21 protein-coding genes are annotated in these 21411 nt (G+C 67.4%); 14 read left to right on the forward strand and 7 right to left on the reverse strand.

Annotated features, from left to right (window positions below; translation table 11 throughout):
* Positions 1-148: 148 nt before the first annotated feature.
* From IB259_RS09025 to rpsT, 10 genes are all read left to right on the forward strand, one after another.
* Complete coding sequence (locus tag IB259_RS09025) at positions 149-772, forward strand: MotA/TolQ/ExbB proton channel family protein (protein ID WP_054452372.1); 624 nt, start codon at positions 149-151, stop codon at positions 770-772.
* The gene (locus IB259_RS09030) at positions 769-1182 is read left to right on the forward strand and encodes a biopolymer transporter ExbD (protein ID WP_054452373.1); all 414 of its coding nucleotides are present in this window, start codon (positions 769-771) and stop codon (positions 1180-1182) included. The genes IB259_RS09025 and IB259_RS09030 overlap by 4 nt, the downstream gene beginning before the upstream one ends.
* Positions 1179-2219 (forward strand): tetraacyldisaccharide 4'-kinase, encoded by a 1041-nt coding sequence (gene lpxK, locus IB259_RS09035; RefSeq protein WP_192328580.1) that lies wholly within the window; start codon positions 1179-1181, stop codon positions 2217-2219. Before IB259_RS09030 ends, lpxK begins: the two co-directional genes overlap by 4 nt.
* A 64-nt stretch (positions 2220-2283) precedes the next feature.
* Positions 2284-2466, forward strand: a complete 183-nt coding sequence (locus IB259_RS09040) for a Trm112 family protein (RefSeq protein ID WP_054452377.1) — start codon at positions 2284-2286, stop codon at positions 2464-2466.
* A gap of 10 nt (positions 2467-2476) precedes the next feature.
* A complete protein-coding gene (gene kdsB / locus IB259_RS09045; RefSeq protein ID WP_192328584.1) occupies positions 2477-3241 on the forward strand; it encodes a 3-deoxy-manno-octulosonate cytidylyltransferase in 765 nt (254 codons plus the stop codon).
* A 91-nt stretch (positions 3242-3332) separates the two neighbouring features.
* Complete coding sequence (adk, locus tag IB259_RS09050; protein ID WP_054452380.1) at positions 3333-3989, forward strand: adenylate kinase; 657 nt, start codon at positions 3333-3335, stop codon at positions 3987-3989.
* A gap of 132 nt (positions 3990-4121) precedes the next feature.
* Positions 4122-4880 (forward strand): 3-hydroxyacyl-CoA dehydrogenase, encoded by a 759-nt coding sequence (locus IB259_RS09055; RefSeq protein ID WP_054452382.1) that lies wholly within the window; start codon positions 4122-4124, stop codon positions 4878-4880.
* Positions 4881-5062: 182 nt separating this feature from the next.
* The gene (gene murJ / locus IB259_RS09060; protein WP_054452384.1) at positions 5063-6622 is read left to right on the forward strand and encodes a murein biosynthesis integral membrane protein MurJ; all 1560 of its coding nucleotides are present in this window, start codon (positions 5063-5065) and stop codon (positions 6620-6622) included.
* Between the two features lie 192 nt (positions 6623-6814).
* Entirely contained in the window at positions 6815-7783 is a 969-nt protein-coding gene (locus tag IB259_RS09065) for a FecR domain-containing protein (RefSeq protein ID WP_175163563.1), read from the forward strand.
* Positions 7784-8042: 259 nt separating this feature from the next.
* The gene (rpsT, locus tag IB259_RS09070; protein WP_006396042.1) at positions 8043-8306 is read left to right on the forward strand and encodes a 30S ribosomal protein S20; all 264 of its coding nucleotides are present in this window, start codon (positions 8043-8045) and stop codon (positions 8304-8306) included.
* 150 nt (positions 8307-8456) lie between these two features.
* Here the strand turns inward: rpsT and IB259_RS09075 are convergent, their stop codons facing one another.
* The gene (locus IB259_RS09075) at positions 8457-9365 is read right to left on the reverse strand and encodes a LysR family transcriptional regulator (protein ID WP_119449304.1); all 909 of its coding nucleotides are present in this window, start codon (positions 9363-9365) and stop codon (positions 8457-8459) included.
* 171 nt (positions 9366-9536) lie between these two features.
* Here IB259_RS09075 and IB259_RS09080 point away from each other — a divergent pair, with 171 nt between their 5' ends.
* From IB259_RS09080 to IB259_RS09090, 3 genes are read left to right on the forward strand one after another with little or no spacing between them, the layout of a single operon-like run.
* On the forward strand, positions 9537-11108 hold the full coding sequence (locus tag IB259_RS09080; protein ID WP_175213714.1) for a GMC family oxidoreductase: 1572 nt from the start codon (positions 9537-9539) through the stop codon (positions 11106-11108).
* The gene (locus IB259_RS09085) at positions 11105-12577 is read left to right on the forward strand and encodes an aldehyde dehydrogenase family protein (protein WP_225596788.1); all 1473 of its coding nucleotides are present in this window, start codon (positions 11105-11107) and stop codon (positions 12575-12577) included. Before IB259_RS09080 ends, IB259_RS09085 begins: the two co-directional genes overlap by 4 nt.
* Positions 12578-12619: 42 nt before the next feature.
* On the forward strand, positions 12620-13519 hold the full coding sequence (locus IB259_RS09090; protein ID WP_192328587.1) for a catalase: 900 nt from the start codon (positions 12620-12622) through the stop codon (positions 13517-13519).
* Here the strand turns inward: IB259_RS09090 and IB259_RS09095 are convergent.
* Positions 13477-14430: a LysR family transcriptional regulator gene (locus IB259_RS09095; protein WP_054452397.1), complete on the reverse strand. Its 954-nt coding sequence runs from the start codon at positions 14428-14430 to the stop codon at positions 13477-13479. The genes IB259_RS09090 and IB259_RS09095 overlap by 43 nt on opposite strands.
* A gap of 115 nt (positions 14431-14545) precedes the next feature.
* Between IB259_RS09095 and lysA the strand changes: the two genes are divergently transcribed.
* Positions 14546-15781 (forward strand): diaminopimelate decarboxylase, encoded by a 1236-nt coding sequence (gene lysA / locus IB259_RS09100; protein ID WP_119449300.1) that lies wholly within the window; start codon positions 14546-14548, stop codon positions 15779-15781.
* 6 nt (positions 15782-15787) lie between these two features.
* Here the strand turns inward: lysA and garL are convergent, their stop codons facing one another.
* From garL to IB259_RS09125, 5 genes are all read right to left on the reverse strand, one after another.
* On the reverse strand, positions 15788-16555 hold the full coding sequence (garL, locus tag IB259_RS09105) for a 2-dehydro-3-deoxyglucarate aldolase (protein WP_054452400.1): 768 nt from the start codon (positions 16553-16555) through the stop codon (positions 15788-15790).
* A gap of 74 nt (positions 16556-16629) precedes the next feature.
* Positions 16630-17625, reverse strand: a complete 996-nt coding sequence (locus IB259_RS09110; RefSeq protein WP_175181439.1) for a tripartite tricarboxylate transporter substrate binding protein — start codon at positions 17623-17625, stop codon at positions 16630-16632.
* Positions 17626-17672: 47 nt separating this feature from the next.
* Positions 17673-19418 (reverse strand): L-arabinonate dehydratase, encoded by a 1746-nt coding sequence (gene araD / locus IB259_RS09115; RefSeq protein ID WP_054452402.1) that lies wholly within the window; start codon positions 19416-19418, stop codon positions 17673-17675.
* A gap of 47 nt (positions 19419-19465) precedes the next feature.
* Positions 19466-20572 (reverse strand): Ldh family oxidoreductase, encoded by a 1107-nt coding sequence (locus IB259_RS09120; RefSeq protein ID WP_054452404.1) that lies wholly within the window; start codon positions 20570-20572, stop codon positions 19466-19468.
* A 49-nt stretch (positions 20573-20621) separates the two neighbouring features.
* The gene (locus tag IB259_RS09125; RefSeq protein ID WP_118932816.1) at positions 20622-21395 is read right to left on the reverse strand and encodes a FadR/GntR family transcriptional regulator; all 774 of its coding nucleotides are present in this window, start codon (positions 21393-21395) and stop codon (positions 20622-20624) included.
* Between the last annotated feature and the right edge of the window lie 16 nt (positions 21396-21411).

Here is a 21411-nt window from a genome sequence, read left to right on the forward strand (position 1 = left end):
AAGTTTTGCACAGAATTATCCACAAGATCTGTGGATAGATTGGGGGTCGTACCGACTTGCCACACCCCCGCCGCACCGTTACAGTTTCGGCTTGATCAGATGCCGGTGCGCGCCGCTTTGCGCACCGGTCCCCCGGGAGTTGAACGCTTTGCTTTCCATACTGCGCGAGGCCGGCTGGCCGATATGGCCCCTGCTGGCGACATCCGTCCTGGGCCTGGCGCTGATCTTCGAGCGCTTCCTCTCCCTGCGCCGCGGCCTGGTCATGCCGCGCGGCCTGAGCGACCAAGTCGCTGAAATGCTGCGCAACCGCCAGGACACTCCCGACGCGATCAACCGCCTGGAGCGCAACTCGCCGCTGGGCCGGATCCTGGCCGAGGTGATGCGTCACCGCCACCTGCCGCGCGAGGAACTGCGCAACGTGGTCGAGGATACCGGCCGCGCCGTCGCCCACGACCTCAGCCGCTACATCTCCGCCATCGGCACCATCGCCGTGGTCGCGCCCCTGATGGGCCTGTTCGGCACCGTGGTCGGCATGATCGAGATCTTCGGCTCCTACACCCCCGGCGGCGGCGATCCCGCGCAACTGGCGCGCGGCATCTCGATGGCGCTGTACAACACCGGCTTCGGCATTCTCATCGCCATTCCCGCCATGATCGCGCACCGCTATCTGCGCGGCCGTGTGGACGGCTACCTCAGCGCCATGGAACAGACCGCGTCGCGCCTGGTCCGCGCCGTCTCCCCCGGGTCCGCCATGCGCGAGGGCCGTTCATGAATTTCCGCGGCCCCCGCGGCGAGCGCGATGAGCTGGATATCAACCTGATTCCGCTCATCGACGTGCTGCTGGTCATCCTGATCTTCCTGGCGGCAACCACCTCCTTCGCGCGCTTCACCCAGCTGAAGGTGACGCTGCCCCAGGCCTCGATGGAACAGGACACGCCTCCGGCGCTGGAAGTCGCCGTCAGCCAGGACGGGCGCTACGCGCTCAACGGCACGCTCATCGACGTCTCCACGCCGCCCGAAATCGCCGAGGCCTTGCGCCAGGCCGCCGCCGGCAAGACCGAACCGCTGGTCGTCATCAACGCCGACGCCCAGGCCACCCACCAGTCCGTGATCAACATCATGGAAGCCGCCCGGCTGGCTGGCATCGGCCGCGTCAACTTCGCCGCGCAGACCACCCGGTGACCGCCAAGCGCGCCTCGACGCTGCTGGCGCGCCAATGGCAGCACGGCGGCTGGCTCTCCAATCTGCTGCTGCCGCTGTCCAGGCTGACCGCCTGGGAAGTGGCGCGCAAGCGCCAGCGCTACCTGGACGGCACCCGCCGCTCGTACCGCGCCCCCGTTCCCGTCGTGGTGATCGGCAATGTCTACGTCGGCGGCACGGGCAAGACCCCCATGGTCATCGCCACCGTCGAGGCGTTGCGGGCCCGCGGCTACACCCCCGGGGTCGTCAGCCGCGGCTACGGCGTCAAGGTCGGGCCGCACGCCCGCGTCGGGCTGGGCCAACTCGAAGCCGCCCGCTTTGGCGATGAACCCGCGCTGATCGCCCGCGCCACCGGGGCGCCGGTTTCCGTGCACCCGAAGCGCGCCCTGGCCGCCCAGGCCCTGCTGCAGGCGCACCCCAAGGTGGACGTGATCGTGTCGGACGACGGCCTGCAGCATCTGGCGCTGGCGCGCGACATCGAAATCGTGGTGCAGGACGAGCGCGGCGTGGGCAATGGCCGCCTGCTGCCGGCGGGCCCCCTGCGCGAGCCCGCCGAACGGCTGCGGGAGGTCGACGTGGTCGTGACGAACATCGGCACCCCCGGCGGCCAGCCCCAAGCCGCGGGCAGCGTCCGGCCGCGGCAAGTCCGCATGTGGCTGGAACCGGGCGATACGCGCCAGGTCTCGGGCCGCGGCGCGCGCCCCCTGGCCGCCTTTGCCGGCCAGCCGCGCATCGCGGCGGCGGCCGGCATCGGCAATCCGGAACGCTTTTTCACCACCCTGCGCGGCGCCGGCATCCAGCTGGAAACCGCGCTCGCCCTGCCCGATCATCACGATTACGCCGAGTCGCCCTTCCAGGCGCTGACAGCCGAGGCCATCCTGATCACCTCCAAGGACGCGATCAAATGCGCCGCCCTGGACGATCCGCGGCTGTGGGAAGTGCCCGTGCGCGCCGGCTTCTCCGATCCGCAACTGTTCGACTGGCTGGCGCAGGCGCTGCGCCAGCCAGTCCGGACCTAGCAAACCGTCCGCCTGGCAGCGCCGCGCGGCCCGGCCCCCGGCAAACTGCTTTAGAATTCCGGTCATGGAATCCCGCCTACTCGACATCCTCGTCTGCCCGCTGTGCAAGGGCCGCCTCGAACACGACCGGCAGCAAGCCGAACTGGTTTGCCGCGCCGACCGCCTGGCCTTCCCTGTGCGCGACGGCATCCCCGTCATGCTGGAATCGGAAGCCCGCGCGCTGGACGACGCCCCCGCTTCCCACTGAACCGCCGAGCATGAGCTTCATCGCCCTGATCCCGGCGCGCACCGCCTCGACCCGGTTGCCCGACAAGCCGCTGGCCGACATCGCCGGCAAGCCCATGGTCGTGCGCACCGCCGAACGCGCGGCGCTGTCCGGCGCTTCCCGCGTCTATGTGGCCACGGACGACGTCCGCGTGCAACAGGCGGCGCAGGCGCACGGGCTGCAGGCGCTGATTACCCGCGCCGACCACCCGACGGGCACCGACCGCCTGGCCGAAGCCGTGGAGCAACTGGGCCTGCCTGACGACGCCATCGTGGTCAATGTGCAGGGCGACGAGCCCCTGATCGAACCCGAACTCATCGACGCGGTCGCGGCCAAGCTGCAAGCCAGCCCCGAGGCCGACATCGCGACCTGCGCCTGTCCCCTGGCCAACGCCGAGGCCCTGTTCAACCCCAACGTGGTGAAGCTGGTCTGCGCCGCGAACGACCGCGCGCTGTATTTTTCACGCGCCCCGATCCCCTGGGCCCGCGATGCGCTGGCCTCGGGCGAACGCGTGCTGGCCGACGGCCTGCCGGCCTGGCACCACATCGGCCTGTACGCGTACCGGGTGTCGTTCCTGCGCCGCTATCCGTCCCTGCCGCAGGGCGCGCTGGAACGTTTCGAATCTCTGGAGCAGCTGCGCGCCATGGAACACGGCCACGTCATCGTCGTCCATCGGACGTCCAACCCTCCTGCCGCAGGCGTAGATACCCCGGCAGATCTGGAACGCGTCCGACTGGTCTACAGCAAGCAGATATAAGGGTTATTTCCTATGGCGCGGCTCCGCATCGGCTGCTGCATTGCGGCATAATTCCCCGGATCACAAAAAATACACCCCTTCAGGAGCACTCATGCGTCTCATCTTGCTCGGACCTCCCGGCGCCGGCAAAGGCACCCAGGCCGCGTTTCTCACCCAACACTTCGGCATTCCCCAGATTTCCACCGGCGACATGCTGCGCGCCGCGGTCAAAGCGGGCACGCCGTTGGGCATTGAAGCCAAAAAGGTCATGGATGCCGGCGGTCTGGTTTCCGACGAGATCATCATCGGCCTGGTACAGGACCGTCTGAAGCAGCCCGACTGCGCCAACGGCTACCTGTTCGACGGTTTCCCCCGCACCATCCCGCAGGCGGACGCGCTCAAGAGCGCCGGCGTCAAGCTGGACTACGTGGTGGAAATCGAAGTCCCCGAAGAAGACATCATCGAACGCATGAGCGGCCGCCGCGTGCACCAGCCCAGCGGCCGCAGCTACCACGTGCGCTTCAACCCGCCCAAGGTCGAAGGCCGTGACGACGTCACTGGCGAAGAGCTGATCCAGCGCGACGACGACCGCGAGGAAACCGTGCGCAACCGCCTGGCCGTGTACCGCGACCAGACCCGCCCCCTGGTCGACTACTACTCGTCCTGGGCGCAGCAGAATCCCGCCGACGCGCCGAAGTACCGCAAGATCTCCGGCGTCGGCGCGGTCGAAGAAATCAAGGCGCGCCTGTTCGAAGCCGTCCAAGGCTGATCGGCGCCTCGATGGCTCACAGGCCTTCGGCGCTGGCACCGGAACGCAACGCGTCCGGCCGGCCCCGAAGGCCTAGTCATATCCGGCGCCTGCCGCGCCGCTTTCATCCCTAGAACTACTGGTGGTAGACACATGGAAATCGCGAACAAGGTATTCATCGTCACGGGCGGCGCGTCCGGACTGGGCGCCGGCACGGTGCGCATGCTGGTCGAAAACGGCGCCAAGGTCGTCATCGCCGACGTGCAGGACGAGCCGGGCTCGGCCCTGGCCAAGGAACTGGGCCAGCGCTACGTCCACTGCGACGTGACCCAGGAAGCCGACGGCAAGAACGCCGTAGCCGCCGCGCTCGAGCTGGGCTCGCTCTTTGGCCTGGTGAACTGCGCCGGCGTCGCGCCCGCCGCCAAGATCGTGGGCAAGAACGGCGCGCATCCGCTGGAACTGTTCCAGAAGGTCGTGTCGATCAACCTGATCGGCAGCTTCAACATGATGCGCCTGGCCGCCGAGGCCATGAGCGCCAACGCGCCCGAACCCACCGGCGAACGCGGCGTGATGATCAACACCGCCTCCGTCGCGGCCTTCGACGGCCAGATCGGCCAGGCCGCCTACGCCGCCTCCAAGGCCGGCGTGGCCGGCATGACCCTGCCCATTGCGCGCGACCTGTCCAAGACCGGCATCCGCTGCATGACCATCGCCCCGGGCATCTTCGGCACGCCCATGATCTTCGGCATGCCGCAGGAAGTGCAGGACTCGCTGGCCGCCAGCATTCCCTTCCCCGCCCGCCTGGGCCGCCCGGAAGACTACGCCAAGCTGGTCCACAGCATCATCACCAACGACATGCTGAACGGCGAAACCATCCGCCTCGACGGCGCCATCCGCATGCCGCCGAAATAATGCCCCCACGCTTCGCCCGCTGCGCGGGCTCTCTGCCCCCCGAGGGGGCTCTTTTTCCCTTGGGGCGGCCCAAGGGAAAAAGGCGCTCCGGCGTAGAGAAAAAACGTAGGGCGAAGTGTTGCCCCATTCAAGGGGCAATGTTGGTTATGGGGCCTGCCGGCCCCCTTTTTACGTAGTCTTCCATGAGCCTGTTTCGTTCGGCGGCCACGGTCAGCAGCTTCACCCTGCTGTCCCGCATTTCCGGCCTGATCCGCGACATCCTGGTGGCCCGCGCTTTCGGCGCCGGCCCCATCACCGACGCCTTCTGGGTCGCTTTCCGCATTCCCAACCTGCTGCGCCGCCTGTTCGCCGAAGGAGCCTTCGCCCAGGCCTTCGTGCCCATCCTGGGCGCCGCGCGCAACAACCGTTCCGAAGCCGAAGTCCGCACCCTGCTGGACCGCGTGGCGCTGCTGCTGACCGCGGCGCTGATGCTCATCACCCTCATCGGCATTGTCGCCGCGCCCTGGGTGGTATCGGCCATGGCCAGCGGCCTGCGCGGAGCCGCCCGCGACACCGAATTCGGCGCCGCGGTATGGATGACGCGGGTGATGTTCCCCTATATCTTCTGCATGTCGCTGATCGCGTTCGCCTCGGGCGTGCTCAATACCTGGCGGCGCTTTGCCGTGCCGGCTTTCACGCCGGTGCTGCTCAACCTGGCGATGATCGCGGCCTGCATCTGGCTCGCGCCGCGCATGGACGTGCCGGTCTACGCGCTGGCCATCGGCGTCATGATCGGCGGCGTTGCGCAACTGGCTGTGCAATGGATCGCCCTGGCCCGGCTCGGCCTGACGCCACGCTTCACCCTGCGGTTCCGCGAGGCCTGGGGCGACCCCACGGTGCAGCGCATCCTCAAGCAGATGGCGCCCGCCACCCTGGGCGTCTCGGTCGCGCAGATCTCGCTCTTGATCAACACCAACATCGCCACCTGGCTCACGCCGGGCAGCGTTACCTGGCTGTCATTCGCCGATCGCCTGATGGAATTCCCCACGGCGCTGCTGGGCGTGGCGCTGGGCACGGTGCTGCTGCCCAGCCTGTCGGCCGCCCATGCCCGCGACGACCACGGCGGTTACAGCGGACTGCTGGACTGGGGCCTGCGCCTGGTGCTGCTGCTGGGCCTGCCGGCGGCGGTGGGCATGGCGCTGCTGTCCGACGGCCTGGTCGCCACCCTGTTCCACTACGGCGCCTTCGCCGCCCAGGACGTAAGCCAGACCCGGCTGGCGGTCATTTCCTATTCCGCCGGACTGATCGGTCTGCTGGCAGTGAAGATCCTGGCGCCCGGCTTCTACGCCAAGCAGGACATCCGCACGCCGGTGAAGATCGCCATCGGGGTGCTGATCATGACGCAGTTGATGAACCTGGTGCTGGTGCCTCTGATGGCGCATGCCGGGCTGGCCCTGGCAATCGGCCTGGGCGCCTGCCTGAATGCGCTGGCGCTGCTGATCGGCCTGCGCCGCCGCGGCGTCTACCAGCCCGGCCCCGGCTGGGCGGCGTTCGCGCTGCGCCTTTTGCCCGCCTTGGCGGCGCTGGCGGCCTTGCTCTGGTATGCGGACGGACGCATCGACTGGATCGCCCTGCAGGCCCACTCCGGTCAGCGGGTGGCCTGGCTGGCTGGGGTGCTGGCGGCCAGCGGCGCGGTCTACTTCGGAATGTTGTTACTGTTTGGCTTCCGCCCTAGGGACTTCGGCCGACGTCCGGCGCGCTAAGTTCGGACAATCTGCCTATATACACGTCAAAAGCCGGTCTAGTACCGGCTTTTTTTGCATTAGATTCGTCAAGAATTGACAATCAGCCGGTAATCTTTGGTAAAAAACCTTTATTATTTACAAATTGCCATCGAAAGGATCCCCCTTGAAGCACTGCGGGGACATGAAGTGAAGTACGCCCAAGGACAACCCATGGCGGACCAGGTAATCAATTGGCTGCTGTTATTGCGCTCCGGCAAGGCGACCGCCCAGGACTATAACGACTTCCTGGCGTGGCGCGCTGCCGACCCAGCCCACGAGAACGCCTGGCAGCAGCTGACCGGCTCGCTGGAAGGATCGACGTTCGGCCGGCTTGGCGACGCCTATCCCGCCGGCTACGCGACCACCGGCCCGGCCATCCCGCATCTCGCGGCCCCTCCCGGCCCCGCCATTGCGCCCCCTCGCCGCCGTTTTCTGGCCGGCGCGCTGGCGCTCGCCGGTACCGGCGCCTGCGCCGCCTACGTGGGCAATGCCTTCTATCCCCTGGGTAACGTCGCGGCGGATGCCGCCACGGCCACGGGCGAGCGTCGCCGCTACGTGCTGTCCGACGGCAGCCAACTGCTGCTGGACGCGCGCAGCCGCGTTAACCTGGACTTCACTCCCGCGTATCGCCAGGTCCGCCTGCTGGACGGCGCCGTGACGGTGTCGGTGGCTCCTGACGCGCGCCGCCCTTTCCTGGTCCAGACGGCAGAAGGCACGGTCCGCGCGCTGGGCACCCGTTACATGGTGCGCCAGCAAGCCCAGCGCACCCTGGTAGTGGTGCATGAGCATGAGGTCGAGGTCGAAACCATGTCCGGGGCCCACGGCACCGTCCGCGCCGGCACCGGCGCCCGGTTCGACGCGGCCCGCATGGACACCCCGCGCGCCGAACTCATGGCCGAAGCCGCCTGGGAAGCCGGCTGGGTCGAAGCCCGCGGCCGCCCGCTGGCCGAAGTGATCGCCGCCCTGCGCCCCTACCGCAGCGGCACGCTGCGAGTATCCATGGCCGCTGGCGGCCTGCCGGTATCCGGCCACTTCCCGCTGGACGACACCGACGCCGCGCTCGATACGCTGCGCGACATCATGCCCATCCACGTCCGCCGTTTCACGCCCTGGTTCGTCTCCATCAGCGTCGCCACCTGACAACGCCGGCATTCGCCCCGTGCCGCCGGAGCGGCTTCGTTGTATACTAAGCACGGTGTTTTTATCCAGTAGGCGCCACGGGTTTTCCTCAAACGCATGAGGACCATCCGCAAGGGCTCTCCAGCCCAGGGAATTCCTCCCGCAGCGCCCCCCGCCCGGTTGACGGGCGCTCCATCGGCTGATCAAACATTAAAAGCTTGCATTCCCGTAGGGACTTGCTACAATGTTCGACTTTGCCGAATTCAACTTATATAGCAACATGGCCAATACCGCCCAAGCCCGCAAGCGCGCTCGCCAATCCGTTGAGCGCAACAAGCACAATTCCAGCCTGCGCTCGATGCTGCGCACCGCCATCAAGCGCGTTCGCCAATCCATCGCCGCTGGCGACAAGGCTGCGGCTGGCGAAGTGTTCCAGAAGGCCTCCAGCGTGATCGATCGCGTGGCCGACAAGAACATCATCCACAAGAACAAGGCCGCTCGCCACAAGAGCCGCCTGGCTGCCGCCATCAAGGCGCTGGCCTAAGCCATTCTGCCGCCCTGTTTTCAGGGCGTCACGAATACGGCAAATGAAAAAGGATGCCCATGGGCATCCTTTTTTGCGTTTCGGGCTGCCGCAAAGCCTCTATTTTGCGGCGTCCATATACTTCCCTGTGCCCCCTTGCGCCCGCCGCGGCTATAACTGCGCCGCGATCCGCTCGGCGAAGAAATCGATGAACGCGCGCACTCGGGCAACCTCCGCCGATCGGGGCGGCCATAGCAGCGAAACGCTGCCCCGATTTTCCGTGTAATCCTCGAGCACCGGCCGCAGCCGCCCCGCCGCCACGTCTTCCTTTACCAGGTAGCTGGGCGCCTGCACGATCCCCAAGCCGCCGATCGCCGCGGACGCCAGGGCCTCGCCATCATTCAATATGCTGGAGGGTTTGAATACCCTGCCCGACGGCTCTCCCTTGAAAGCCCAGGTTTCCGTCCTGCCAGTCGTTGGGAACCGATAGTAGATACAGCAATGCTCACTGAGATCCGCAGGCGTGCGCGGCGTGCCGCGCTGGGCCAGGTAAGCGGGCGAGGCGCAAGTCGTGAACGCGTGCGGGCCGATGTTGCGGGCCTGCAGCCCTGAATCCTCCAGTTCGCCCAGGCGCAATACGAGGTCGTATCCGTCCTCGATCACGTCGACGATCAGGTCGTCCAGGTTGATGTCGACCATCACCTCGGGAAAGCGCGCGTGGAAGTCGCTGAGCGCCGGCAACACGATCCTGCGGCCCATCACCGTGGGAACACTGATCTTGAGCCGGCCGCGGGGCGCGTTCTGCACCAGCTGCAACTCGCGCTCCGCCTCCTGGAGATCCTTCAGGATCTTGCTGACATAGCGGTACAGGACCTCGCCTTCACCGGTCGGCCCCAGAGAGCGCGTACTGCGATGCAGCAGCCGTACGCCCAGCTTGAGCTCCAGCCTTTCAACCGCCTTGCCCGCCGCGGACGCGGACAGGCCCAGCTTGCGCCCGGCCGCAGCGAAACTGCCGGACTCCACCGTGGCCGCGAAGGCCACCATTCCACTGAACGATTCGATCGAAAAGGTTCCGGACATATGTTCGCGACTCTAAAGACCGCCACCCGTCTTCTGTCGGAGGCGGTACCGATGAATGATGCATCCCAATGGGATGCCGGGCTGAACGCTGGCTACAGCTGATCCGATCAGCCGTCGATGCGCTTGAACCTCCGATCCTGACACAAGGCTGGATTTTTAGAGGAGACCACAATGAATACAGGACTACGCCACCCTTCGGCGTCAGAAAATTCAGACTTTCAGCACGCTGCCTTCGACATCATCGTGGTGGGAGGCGGTTCGGCGGGCGCCGTGCTGGCCAGCCGCCTGAGCGAGGATCCCGCCCGCCGGGTACTGCTGCTCGAGGCCGGCCAGGCCTATCCGCCCCACGCCTACCCGGACGCCGTCCGCGCCCAGAACATCATCGGCGGCGACGCCAAACACGACTGGGGATACGTGTCCCAGCCAGGCTGGGGCGGAAAGTCCTTCCCGGTTCCGCGGGGCAAGGTGCTGGGCGGCTCCTCGGCCGTGAATGCCGGCGTCTGGATGCGCGCGCCCGCAGCCGACTTCGAGCGCTGGACCCGAGCAGGACTGCCGCATTGGTCCATCGCCGACGCGCTGCCATTCTTCCGCGGCAGTGAATGGACCGCCTCGGGCGCGGACCAATGCCATGGCCGCACCGGCCCGGAGCCGGTGCACCAGTTGCAGGACGACGAAATCTCCGACATGCAGCGCGCGTTCCTGGTTTCGGCCCAGATGGCGGGCCATGCCCGCGTGCAGGACTTCAACAGCGACGCGCCTTTCGGCGTCGGCCCCTACCCGATGAACAACCGCATGGGCCAACGGCTGAACACGGGTATGACCTACCTGTCGGACGTCGTGCGCGCCCGCCCCAACCTGACGATCTACAGCGAGACGCTGGCGGACCGCGTCGAGATTGAAAATGGCCGGGCGCAGGCCGTGATCCTGGCCGATGGCGAGCGGATCGCAGCCGGGGAAGTCGTACTCGCGGCTGGGACGTATGGATCGGCGGCCATCCTGCTTCGCTCCGGCATCGGGCCGGCGGCGGACCTCAAGGCCCTGGACATCCCCGTGGTCGCCGATCTTCCGGTCGGCCTGCGACTGCAGGAGCATCCCTTCTACTTCACGGTCTGGGCCGCGCATCCCGACCGGCTGGGGCTGCCCATCCCGCCGGTTGGCGCCATCCTGTGGACCCGGTCATCCCGGGCCGGGCCCGGCGACGGCGACCTGCATGTCAGCGCAGTGCATTATGGCGACCCCGCCGACTCGCCCACCGGCGCAATCTTCATGCTGGCCCTGGCGCTGACTCGCCCCAGCTCCATCGGCAGCCTCAAGCTGCAAGACCGCGATCCCCGCACTGCGCCGCTCATCGACCTCAACATCCTGGGGACTGCGCGCGATCGGAAACTGATGGTCGAAGGCATTCAATTGATCCGCCGGATCGCGAGCCAGGGCCCGCTGTCCGAGATCATCGCTCAGGAGCTCGTGCCGGGCCCCGCCGCAGCGGACGCTGCGGCGCTGGAAGCGGCCCTGCCGACAGCGTTGGACATCTATCACCACCCCACCTCGACCGCCCCCATGGGCGGCGACGGCGATCCTGGCGCGGTAACGGACTATCAGGGACGCGTGCGCGGCATCGCCAGACTGCGAGTCGCGGACGCATCCTGTTTCCCGGACGTCCCCTCCGTCGCCACCAATCCCACCGTAGTCATGCTGGCCGAACGCGTCAGCCACTGGATCAGGAACACGGAGGCCAGATCATGAAAGATGCCGCAAACACCGCCTGGACCCGCAAGGCCTACAACTGGATCGGCGGCGTCCAGCGCTCCGAAGGCGCCCTGAGGGAATCGATCGACCCTGCCACCTACAACATCATCGGCCACTACCCCGACAACGGCTTGGCGGCGGCAAAGTCGGCCGTCACGGCAGCCGTACGCGCCTTCCGCACGACGCCTTGGGCCCATGACCACGAACTGCGCGCCCGCGTGCTGGAGCAGTTGGCGCGGGCATTCGAGCGCAACCGCGACCGGCTGCTGGACATCCTCTCCCTCGAAAACGGCAAGATCAAGGGCGAAGCGGGCTTCGAGCTCGACATGATTCCAAGCAAGCTGCGCTACGCGGCCGCCGCCGCCCTGCTCGAAAGCGGCCGGGCGCTGACGCCCAGGCCCGGCAGCATTTCCATGGTCCTGCGCCAACCCATGGGCGTAGCGGCGGTGATCGCGCCCTGGAATTCACCGGCCGTGCTGACGATACGGTCGCTGGCGCCGGCGCTGGCGGCCGGCTGCACGGCGGTCGTCAAGCTGCCCGGCCAGGTGGCGCAAACAGCCAGCTTCATGGCCGAGATCATGGCCGAGGCGGAGGACCTTCCGGACGGCGTGATCAATCTGTTCTTCGAAAGCGGACCCGATGGCTCCGCCTATCTGGTGGACTCGCCCGAGGTGCCCGTCATCAGCTTCACCGGCTCCACCCGCACGGGCCGCGCGATCAGCGCCGCCGGCGCCAGGCACTTGAAGCGCTTCGGCATGGAACTCGGCGGCAAGACTCCCATGATCCTGTTCGATGACGCGGACGTGGACGCGGCGCTGCCCGTGCTTGAAAAGGCCTTGACTGTCTTCAGCGGCCAGTTCTGCATGACCGGCTCCCGCTTGCTGGTCCAGGACGGCATCTACGCCGAGGTTCGCGACGGACTCGCCTGCCGGCTGCGCAAGGTCAAGGTCGGCCCGGCTGCCGATCCGGACAGCGACATGGGGCCGCTGATCGACCGCGCCAGCGTCGAACGCGTCGACCATGCCGTCGTCCTAGCGATCGCCGCGGGCGCCACGGCAGTCGAGCGCGGCGGGCCGGTGGACACAGGCCCGCTGGTCGGCGGCGCCTTCTACCGCCCCACGCTCCTGGAGGTGACCGAAAACAGTCTGGCCATCGTCCAGCAAGAAACTTTCGGCCCGGTGTTGACGATCCAGCGCTTTGCCGACGAGGCCGAAGCCATACGCCTGGCCAACGACAGCGAATACGGCCTGGCCGCCAGCGTCTGGACCCGCGACGTCGAGCGGTCGCTGCGTGTCGCGCAAGCCATCGACGCAGGTTCGGTATGGATCAACGACTGGGCCAAGGTCTACGACAGCACCGAGGAAGGCGGCTTCAAGCAATCCGGGCTGGGACGCCTGAATGGCGTGGCCGCGCTGGAGGACTTCATCGAATACAAGCACATCGCGCTCAAATCCGGCCTCGGGTAATGCCGACCGGCCAGAACATCCATTAGAAAAAAGGAGGCTCCCATGCCGGATTCCATCGCCGCAAAGCTGATTGATGCGCTCCATGCGGGCGCGGACGTCCCGCCAGGCTGCCGCGTCAATCACGCGCGCGGACTGCTTGTGGAAGGCAGATTCCTTGGCGTGCCCCGGGCAGCGCAATTCTGCGCTTCGCCCATGTTCAACGACGCTGAGCAGCCGCTCCTCGCCCGATTCTCGGACTCCGGCCCCGACCCGCGGATTCGCCAGGACAGTCCGCAAGCCGAACCGCGCGGCCTGGCCGTGCGCATCGGACAGGGTTCGCAGTTGGTGCTCGTAGGCCACTCGATCGAAGGTTTTCCCGCGCAAGACCCGCAGACGTTTCTTGCATTCATACAGGCCCTGGACACGCAGCACACCGCCCCCGAGGCGTTGCAAGCCCATCTGGCGACCAATGCGCCGGCGCAACGCTTCGGCCAACTGCAGCAAGACGCCCTGCCCACGGGCTACGCCTCCCGCAGCTATCACATGCTTCATTCCTACCGCCTGACCGCCGCGGATGGCGGGACGCGAACTGGCAGGCTGACGATCCGGGGCAGGAATGCCGATGGCGCTCACAAGGCCCTGACCGGTCGGAACTGTATGGACGAGGCCTTGCGCCATGCAATGGCGGCGGGCCCGGTGGCGCTGGAACTGGCGTTTACCCCGGAGCCGGAACGAGGCATGACGGACGACCCGTCCACGGGCTGGCCAGGGCATGGCGGCTCGCTGCTCCTGGGATATCTGATGCTGGAACGCCTTGCGCCAGATCAGGACGCACAGCGCACCCTGGTATTCGACCCTTCCATCCTGCCTGCCGGCATCGCGTTCGCGGGCGACCCGTTGCTGAAGGCGCGCTTGCAGGCCTACCGGCTGGCGGCAGAGCGACGACTGCGCGGCACTTCCTGATCCAGGCCAGACGCCAGGCGGCTCCGGGCCGCCTGCGCCGCCTCGCGCAACGACGCCATCAATGCATCCACCAGCGGATTGCCCGGCCGGTGCTCCGGAAACACCACGCTGACCCGGAACGGAAACGAGCGCGCCAAGGGGCGGATATGCAGGCCCCGGCCGGCAAAATCCAGCGCAGTCAGCGGGTTCACGATGGCCAGGCCCAGGCCCTGGCGCACGAAGGTACACACAGACACGGCAGTCGTCGTCTCGACGATGGACCGCCGCAGCACGCCGGCTTCGGCAAAGGCTTCGTCGATCTGGATACGGTAGGGATCGCTGGAGGACAGGCTGACGAACGCATGGCCCTCGAAATCGGCCAGCTCGATGCGCTGCCTGCCCAGGAGTTCGTGGGCGTCGGGCAGCACGCAGACTTCGTCCACTTCCAGCAGCAGCTCCACGCGCGTGCCGGCCGGCGCCGCGTCGTGCTCGGTCAGGCCCAGGTCGTAGCGCTGGGCGCTAAGCCATTCCTCCAGGAAGGGCGATTCCTGGGTTTCCAGCGCCAGGCTCACCCCGGGATGGCGCTCATGGAAACGCCGGAACGCGTCCGGCAGGATCGAATGGGAAAAGACCGGCAGCGCGATCACCGACAGTTGCCCGCCCTTGTAGGCCCGCAGGCGGGCCGCGGCCGAAGCGACCCGTTCCAGGCCGGCGTAGGACTGGCGGACCTCGTCGAACAGCGCCAGGCCCGGCATGGTGGGCCGCAGCCGCCCTGCCACCCGGTCGAACAGCGTGAAGCCTATGCCCTGCTCCATGCGCGCCAGCTCGCGGCTGACGGTCGGCTGGGAAGAGCCCAGCAGCTCGGCCGCCTTGGTCACGCTGCCGGCGATCATGACCGCGCGGAAGACTTCGATTTGCCGGTGCGTCAGCATCGCCTGCCCATATCAAGAATGAATCGATCAAGGAATTTTAAGCATTTTACTGGATGACCGAAGCCGGGCATCATGCCGCCTTGTTTTCACTTCCACCAACAAGGTTTCGCCCGCCATGGCCTTCGATCCGCGCCAACTCACCCAACTCGCCGCCGAGCACGGCACGCCGCTCTGGGTGTACGACGCCGCCGTCATCCGTGAACGCATTGCGCAACTGCGCCGCTTCGACACCATCCGCTATGCGCAGAAGGCCTGCTCCAACCTGCACATCCTGCGCCTGATGCGCGCCGAAGGCGCCGTGGTGGACGCCGTCTCGCTGGGCGAGATCGAGCGCAGCCTGGCTGCGGGTTTCCAGCCCCAGGGCGAGCCGGAAGGCATCGTCTTCACCGCGGACCTGATCGACCACGCCACGCTGGCCGCGGTGCTCAAGCACGGCATCACCGTCAACGCCGGTTCCCTGGACATGCTGGCCCGCGTGGGCCAGGCCTCGCCCGGCCATCGCGTCTGGCTGCGCATCAACCCGGGTTTCGGCCACGGCCACAGCAACAAGACCAATACCGGCGGCCCGCAGAGCAAGCACGGCATCTGGATCGGCGATGTGGCCGAAGCCATGGCCATCGTGCGCCGCCACGGCCTGAAGCTGGTCGGCATCCACATGCATATCGGCTCGGGCGTGGACTACGCGCACCTGTCCAGCGTGTGCGACGCCATGGTCGACGTGGTCGCCTCGCTGGACCATGACATCGAAGCCATTTCGGCGGGCGGCGGCCTGTCCATCCCGTACCGCGAAGGCGATGCCCGTATCGACTGCGACCACTACTTCGAGCAATGGGACGCGGCGCGCCGCCGCATCGCCGAACGCCTGGGCCACGAGATCCGCCTGGAGATCGAGCCGGGCCGCTTCCTGGTCGCCGAGGCCGGCGCGCTGGTGTCGGAAGTGCATTCGATCAACCGCCGCCCGGAGCGCGACTTCGCGCTGGTCGATGCCGGCTTCAACGACCTGATGCGCCCGGCCATGTACGGCAGCTATCACCGCATTTCGGTGCATGCGCCCGATGGCGGCAGGCCGCAGGGCGCGGCGGAGACCCGCATCGCCGTGGCCGGCCCGCTGTGCGAATCGGGCGACGTGTTCACCCAGGACGCCGGCGGCGTCGTGTCGGATCAGTTGCTGCCGCAGCCGCGCATCGGCGACTTCCTGGTGTTCCACGACGCGGGCGCCTATGGCTCGTCCATGTCCTCGAACTACAACAGCCGCCCGCTGGCGCCCGAAGTGCTGCTGGACAACGGCGCGGCGCGGCTGATCCGCCGGCGCCAGACGATAGGCGAACTGCTGGCGCTGGAAGACGCCTGAGCGCCATCAGGTCGGGAACGCCTCGCGCAAGGCGAAGGTTGCCTGCTTGAACACGCCCAGGTCGGTGCCCACCGCCACGAAGTGCATGCCCATGTCCAGGTAGCGCCGCGCATCCGCATGCACCGGCGCAAGAATGCCCACGGCCTTGCCTTGGGCGGACACCCGCTGGTACAGATGGCGGATGGCCTCCTGGACTTCGGGATGGCCGGGATTGCCGATATGTCCTAGCGCCGCGGCCAGGTCGGACGGCCCGATGAATACGCCGTCCACGCCTTCCACCGAAGCGATCTCGTCCACCGCGGCGATGCCCGGGCGGCTTTCTATCTGCAGCAGCACGCAGATGTTGTCGTTGATGGTGTGCAGGTAGTCCGGCACCGTGCCATAGCGGTTGCTGCGCTGGGCGCCCGCCACGCCGCGCATGCCCTGCGGCGGGTAGCGCGTGGCGGCCACGGCCCGGCGCGCGTCCTCTTCGGATTCGATGAACGGAATCAGCAGGTTGTAGAAGCCGATATCCAGCAGCCGCTTGATCTCCACCGGATCGTTCCACGACGGCCGGCCGACAGCGGCGCTGGCGCTGCCCTGCAAGGCCTGCAGCTGCTGCAGGAACATCGGCACCTCGTTGGGCGAGTGCTCGCCGTCCAGCAGCAGCCAGTCGAAATCGGCCAGGCCCACGAGCTCGGCCGTGATGTGGCTGGACATGCACATCCAGAATCCGATGAGCCGTTCGCGCGCCAGGATGCGTTGGCGGAAACGGTTGGGTAGGGGTGAGTTCATTGCACTTTTCACTTCATCAAGAAAAACAGGTCAGGCCGGGCCAGCAAGCCCGGCCGCGCATTCAATCCACGCATTCAATCCATTTTCGCGCCCGAGGCCTTGGCGGCCTTGCCCCATTTCGTGATCTCGTTATCCACGAACGCCGAGAACGATTTCGGGTCGTCGGCCACCACCACGAACCCCACGCTCTCCAGCTTCTGCCGGATCTCGGGCGAGGATAGCGCCTTCACCGTCGCCTGGTTCAGGCGCTGGATCACGGCGGGCGGCGTCTTCGCTGGCGCCGACAAGCCAAACCAGGACTCGGCCGAAAAACCCGGATAGCCTGATTCCGCCACCGTCGGCGTATCGGGATAGGCGGGATTGCGCTTGGCGCTGGCCACGGCCAGTGCGCGCAGCTTGCCCGACGTGACCTGCGGCAGCAACGCGTCCTGGTTCAGGAACAATACCGAGACACGGCCTCCGATGGTGTCGGTGATGGCGGCGGCGCCGCCCTTGTAGGGCACGTGCACCAGGTCGATCTTGGCGTCCTGTTTCAGCATCTCCATGGCCAGGTGGCCGGAGGAGCCGCTGCCCGAACTCGCATGCGTGTACTTGCCCGGATTCTCCCGCGCCAGCTTGATGAAGTCCGCGAAAGTCTTGCCCGGGAAGTCGTTGTTGGCCACCAGCACATTGGGGCCGGTTGCCAGCAGCGAGATATGCGCGAAGTCGCTGTTGCGGTATGGCATGTTCTGGTAGATCGCGTAGCTGATGGCGTTGGACCCCACGCCGGACAGCAGCAGGGTATAGCCGTCGGGCTCGGCCTTGGCCACCATGTCGGAGCCGATATTGCCATTGGCGCCGCCCTTGTTCTCCACCACCACGGTCTGGCCCAGCTCCTTGGACAGTTCGGCCGCCAGCAGGCGCCCCACCGAATCGGTGCTGCCGCCCGCGGGGAACGGCACCACCAGCTTGAGTTGCTTGGCGGGCCAGGCCGCGCCCTGCGCCATCAGCATGCCGGGCAGCATGGCCAGTGTCCCCGCCGCCGCCAGGATGGCCAGGCGCGCGCGCGCCGCCGGTTTCTTCTGTTGCATGGTTGTCTCCTCTATGGTTTTTTTAGTATGTGCGCCCGGTGTCCGGGTCAGTGGATTTCAGGCTCGCCCGCGGCCGGAGCGCGCGTTTCGGTCTGAAGAAAATCAAAATCGCAGCCCGTGTCGGCCTGGCCGATATGCTTGAGGTACAGCACGCCATAGCCGCGCTCGAAACGCGGCGGCGGCGCCTGCCAGGCGGCGCGGCGCGCGGCAAGCTCCTCGTCGGACACCAGCAGTTCCAGGCGCCGCGCCGGCACGTCCAGCGTGATGCGGTCGCCGTCCTGCACCAGCGCCAACGGGCCGCCCACATAGGCCTCGGGCGCCACGTGCAGCACACAGGCGCCATAGCTGGTGCCGCTCATGCGCGCATCCGAAATGCGCACCATGTCGCGCACGCCCTGCTTCAGGAGCTTCTGCGGAATCGGCAACTGGCCCCATTCGGGCATGCCGGGCGCGCCCTGCGGTCCCGCGTTCTGCAGCACGATGACGCTGTCGGCATCCACGTCCAGGTCGGGGTCGTCGATGCGCGCCGCCATGTCGTTGTAGTCCTTGAAGACCACCGCGCGGCCCGTGTGCACCTGCAGATGCGCCTCCATCGCGGGCGGCTTGATCACCGCGCCGTCGGGCGCCAGGTTGCCGCGCAGCACCGCCAGCCCGTCGCGCTCGATCAGCGCCTGCGCGCGCGGCCGGATCACGTCTTCATTGAAGATCCGCGCGCCCGCGATGTTCTCGCCCAGCGTGCGGCCGTCCACGGTGCGCTGCGTCGTGTCCAGCAGGTCGCCCAGCTGCACCAGCATGGCGCGCAGGCCGCCGGCGTAATAGAAGTCTTCCATCAGGTACTTGCCGGCCGGCCGCAGATTGGCCAGCACCGGCGTGGTGCGCGCCAGATGGTCGAAGCGGTCCAGGTCCAGCCCGAAGCCGCTGCGCCGCGCCATGGCGATCAGGTGCACCACGGAATTGGTTGAGCCGGACAGCGCCAGCACCGTGCGCACGGCATTGTCGAACGACGCGGCGGTCAGCAGGTCCGACGGCTTCAGGTCTTCCCACACCATCTCCACGATGCGCTTGCCGGTCAGGCTGGCCATCTGCGCGTGGCGCGAATCCGGCGCGGGGATCGACGAAGCGCCCGACAGGCACAGGCCCAGCGCCTCGACCGCGCCCGTCATGGTGGACGCGGTGCCCATCGTCATGCAGTGGCCGGGCGAACGGGCGATGCCGTCCTCCACGCCCTGCCAGTCTTCCTCGGTAATGTTGCCGGCGCGCAGCTCGGCCCAGTATTTCCAGGTGTCCGAGCCCGAGCCCAGCGTGTTGCCGTTCCAGTTGCCGCGCAACATGGGGCCGGCCGGCATGAAGATGGTGGGCAAGTCCATGGACACCGCGCCCATCAGCAGCGCGGGCGTGGTCTTGTCGCAGCCGCCCATCAGCACACAGCCGTCCGCGGGATAGGAGCGCAGAAGCTCTTCGGTCTCCATCGCCAGCAGGTTGCGGTAGAGCATGGTGGTCGGCTTCTGGAAGGGTTCCGACAGGCTCATGGCGGGCATTTCCACCGGGAAGCCGCCCGCCTGCCAGATGCCGCGCTTGACCTCTTCCACGCGCTGCTTGAAGTGGCTGTGGCAGGGGTTGATGTCGCTCCAGGTGTTGATGATGGCGATCACCGGCTTGCCGGCGTAGTCCGAGCGGTGATAGCCCATCTGCGCGGTGCGCGAACGGTGGCCGAACGAGCGCAGGTCGCGCACGCCATACCAGCGGTGGCTGCGCAGTTCTTCGGGTTTCTTGCGCTTGTCTGAATTGCTCATGTCTCTGTTCCTGTGCTCTTGGGCAAGGGTTTATAGGGAAAACGGAATCACGCCGGGTCCAGCAGATAAGGCGTGCCGGCGCGCTCGCAGATGGCGCGCAGGCGTTCGGCCAGCGCGGCGGAAATGGGTATGCCGGCGCGCAGCCGGCGCGCGCGCTCGGCGGCTTCGGGCTCGCCCGCCACCAGCACCGGCTCGTCCGGGTTGGCGGGCGGCGTATCGTGCATGGCGTCGATCATGTCGTCCATGTCGGACTCGAACGAGCCCGCCGCGCGGAAGGCGTCGGGGTTCAAGGCCAGGAAGAAATGGCCCACATCGTCGGGTTCGCCCGGCCGGCGCGTCGGTGCGCGGCGCGCGGCGAAGGCGCTGCCGCTGAGCGTGCCGCCCAGGATCTGCGCCATCATCGCCAGGCCGTAGCCCTTGTGGCTGCTCATGGCGGCAGTGCCGCCCAGCGGGGTCAGGCCGCCCTCGGGATGCGTGAAGATAAATTGCATGGCGGCCGCCGCATCGGTAACCGCGCCGCCCTGCCCGTCCACCGCCCAGCCTGGCGGCAAGGGCTGATCCAGGAAGTCGTAGACCTTGACCTTGTTGGCGGCGACGGTGGTGGTCGCCATGTCCAGCACAAAGGGTTCGTTGTAGGCGGCCGGCGCGCCGAAGGCGATGGGATTGGTGCCCAGCATGGGCATGGCGCCGCGCGTGGGCACCATGATGACGCCGTTGGCGCTGCTGGTCACCAGCCCGACCACGCCGCGCTCGACCGCGATGCGCGCATAGACGCCGGCCGCGCCGAAGTGATGCGAATTACAGACCGACACGGCGCCCACGCCGTGCTCCAAAGCCTTGTCCACCGCCAGGTTCATGGCCTGCGCCGCCACCGGATAGCCCAGGCCGCCCATGCCGTCGATCAGCGCGCTGGCGCCGCCGTCGCGCAGGATCCGCGGCCTGGCGTCCAGCCGCAGGGCGCCAGCGCGCAGCTTGTCCTCGTATGCCGGCAGCATAGAGATGCCGTGCGAGTCGATGCCCAGCAGGTCGGTGCGCGCCATCAGGCCCGCGGTGATGTGCGCCAGGTCCTGCGCCATGCCCCAGGCCATCAGCACCTGCAGGATCTGCTCGCGGACCTGCTCCACCGGCACTTCCGCCGCGATATTCCCTTGCACTCTGGTCTCCTGTAGTTTTGGTTTGATCGCAGCGGGCGGACGGAAGGGATCAATCGCGCTCGCGGTCCACCAGCCGGTGACGGGCCTGGCCCAGATGGAACTGCATGGCCACGCGGGCGCGCTCGCTGTCCTGTTCGCGGATGGCGTCCAGGATCGCGGCATGCTCGTCCACCACGCGCTGCGCACGCTGGCGCGAACCGGTGCGGGTCAGGTTCAAGGTCAGCCGCATGAAGCCGCTGATGGATTCGTGGATGCTTTCCAGCACGCCCAGATAGAAGTCGTTGCCGCTGGCTTCGGCGATGCTGGCATGGAAGGCCAGGTCGGCCTCGGCCGACACCTGGCCGCGCGCCAGGCTGTCGGCGAAGGCCGCATGCGCATCGGCGATCTTCCTGAGCTGCTCGTCGGTGCGGCGCAGCGCCGCCAGGCGCGCGGCGTCGCCCTCCAGCGCCACCCGGACCTCCTGGGCCCGCAGGTAGGCGCTGACGTTCTGCACGTCGTTGAAGGTCTTCAGGCGCGGCGCGGGCGCATGGCTGACAAAGGTGCCCAGCCCCTGGTGCGCGGTGATCAGGCCGTCGGCGCGCAGCCGCAGCAGCGCTTCGCGCACCACCGGACGCGAGACGCCGAAGCGTTCGGATATTTCGTTCTCGGAAGGCAGCTTGTCGCCCACGTTCAACCCGCCAGAGACGATCTGCTCGAAGATCTGGCCGTACAGCTGATCCGCCAGCCGCACCCGGTGCCCGCGTTCGAGCACCAGCGCGCCCGCGGCATCGTGTTCGGCGGGCGCCTGCGGCGCTGGCGCGGGTGTTGCTTTGGGTCGGGCCACGAAACCTCCTCGATGC

Source organism: Achromobacter sp. ACM04 (assembly GCF_014851465.1).
In the GTDB taxonomy this organism is placed as follows: Bacteria; Pseudomonadota; Gammaproteobacteria; order Burkholderiales; family Burkholderiaceae_B; genus Achromobacter; species Achromobacter aegrifaciens.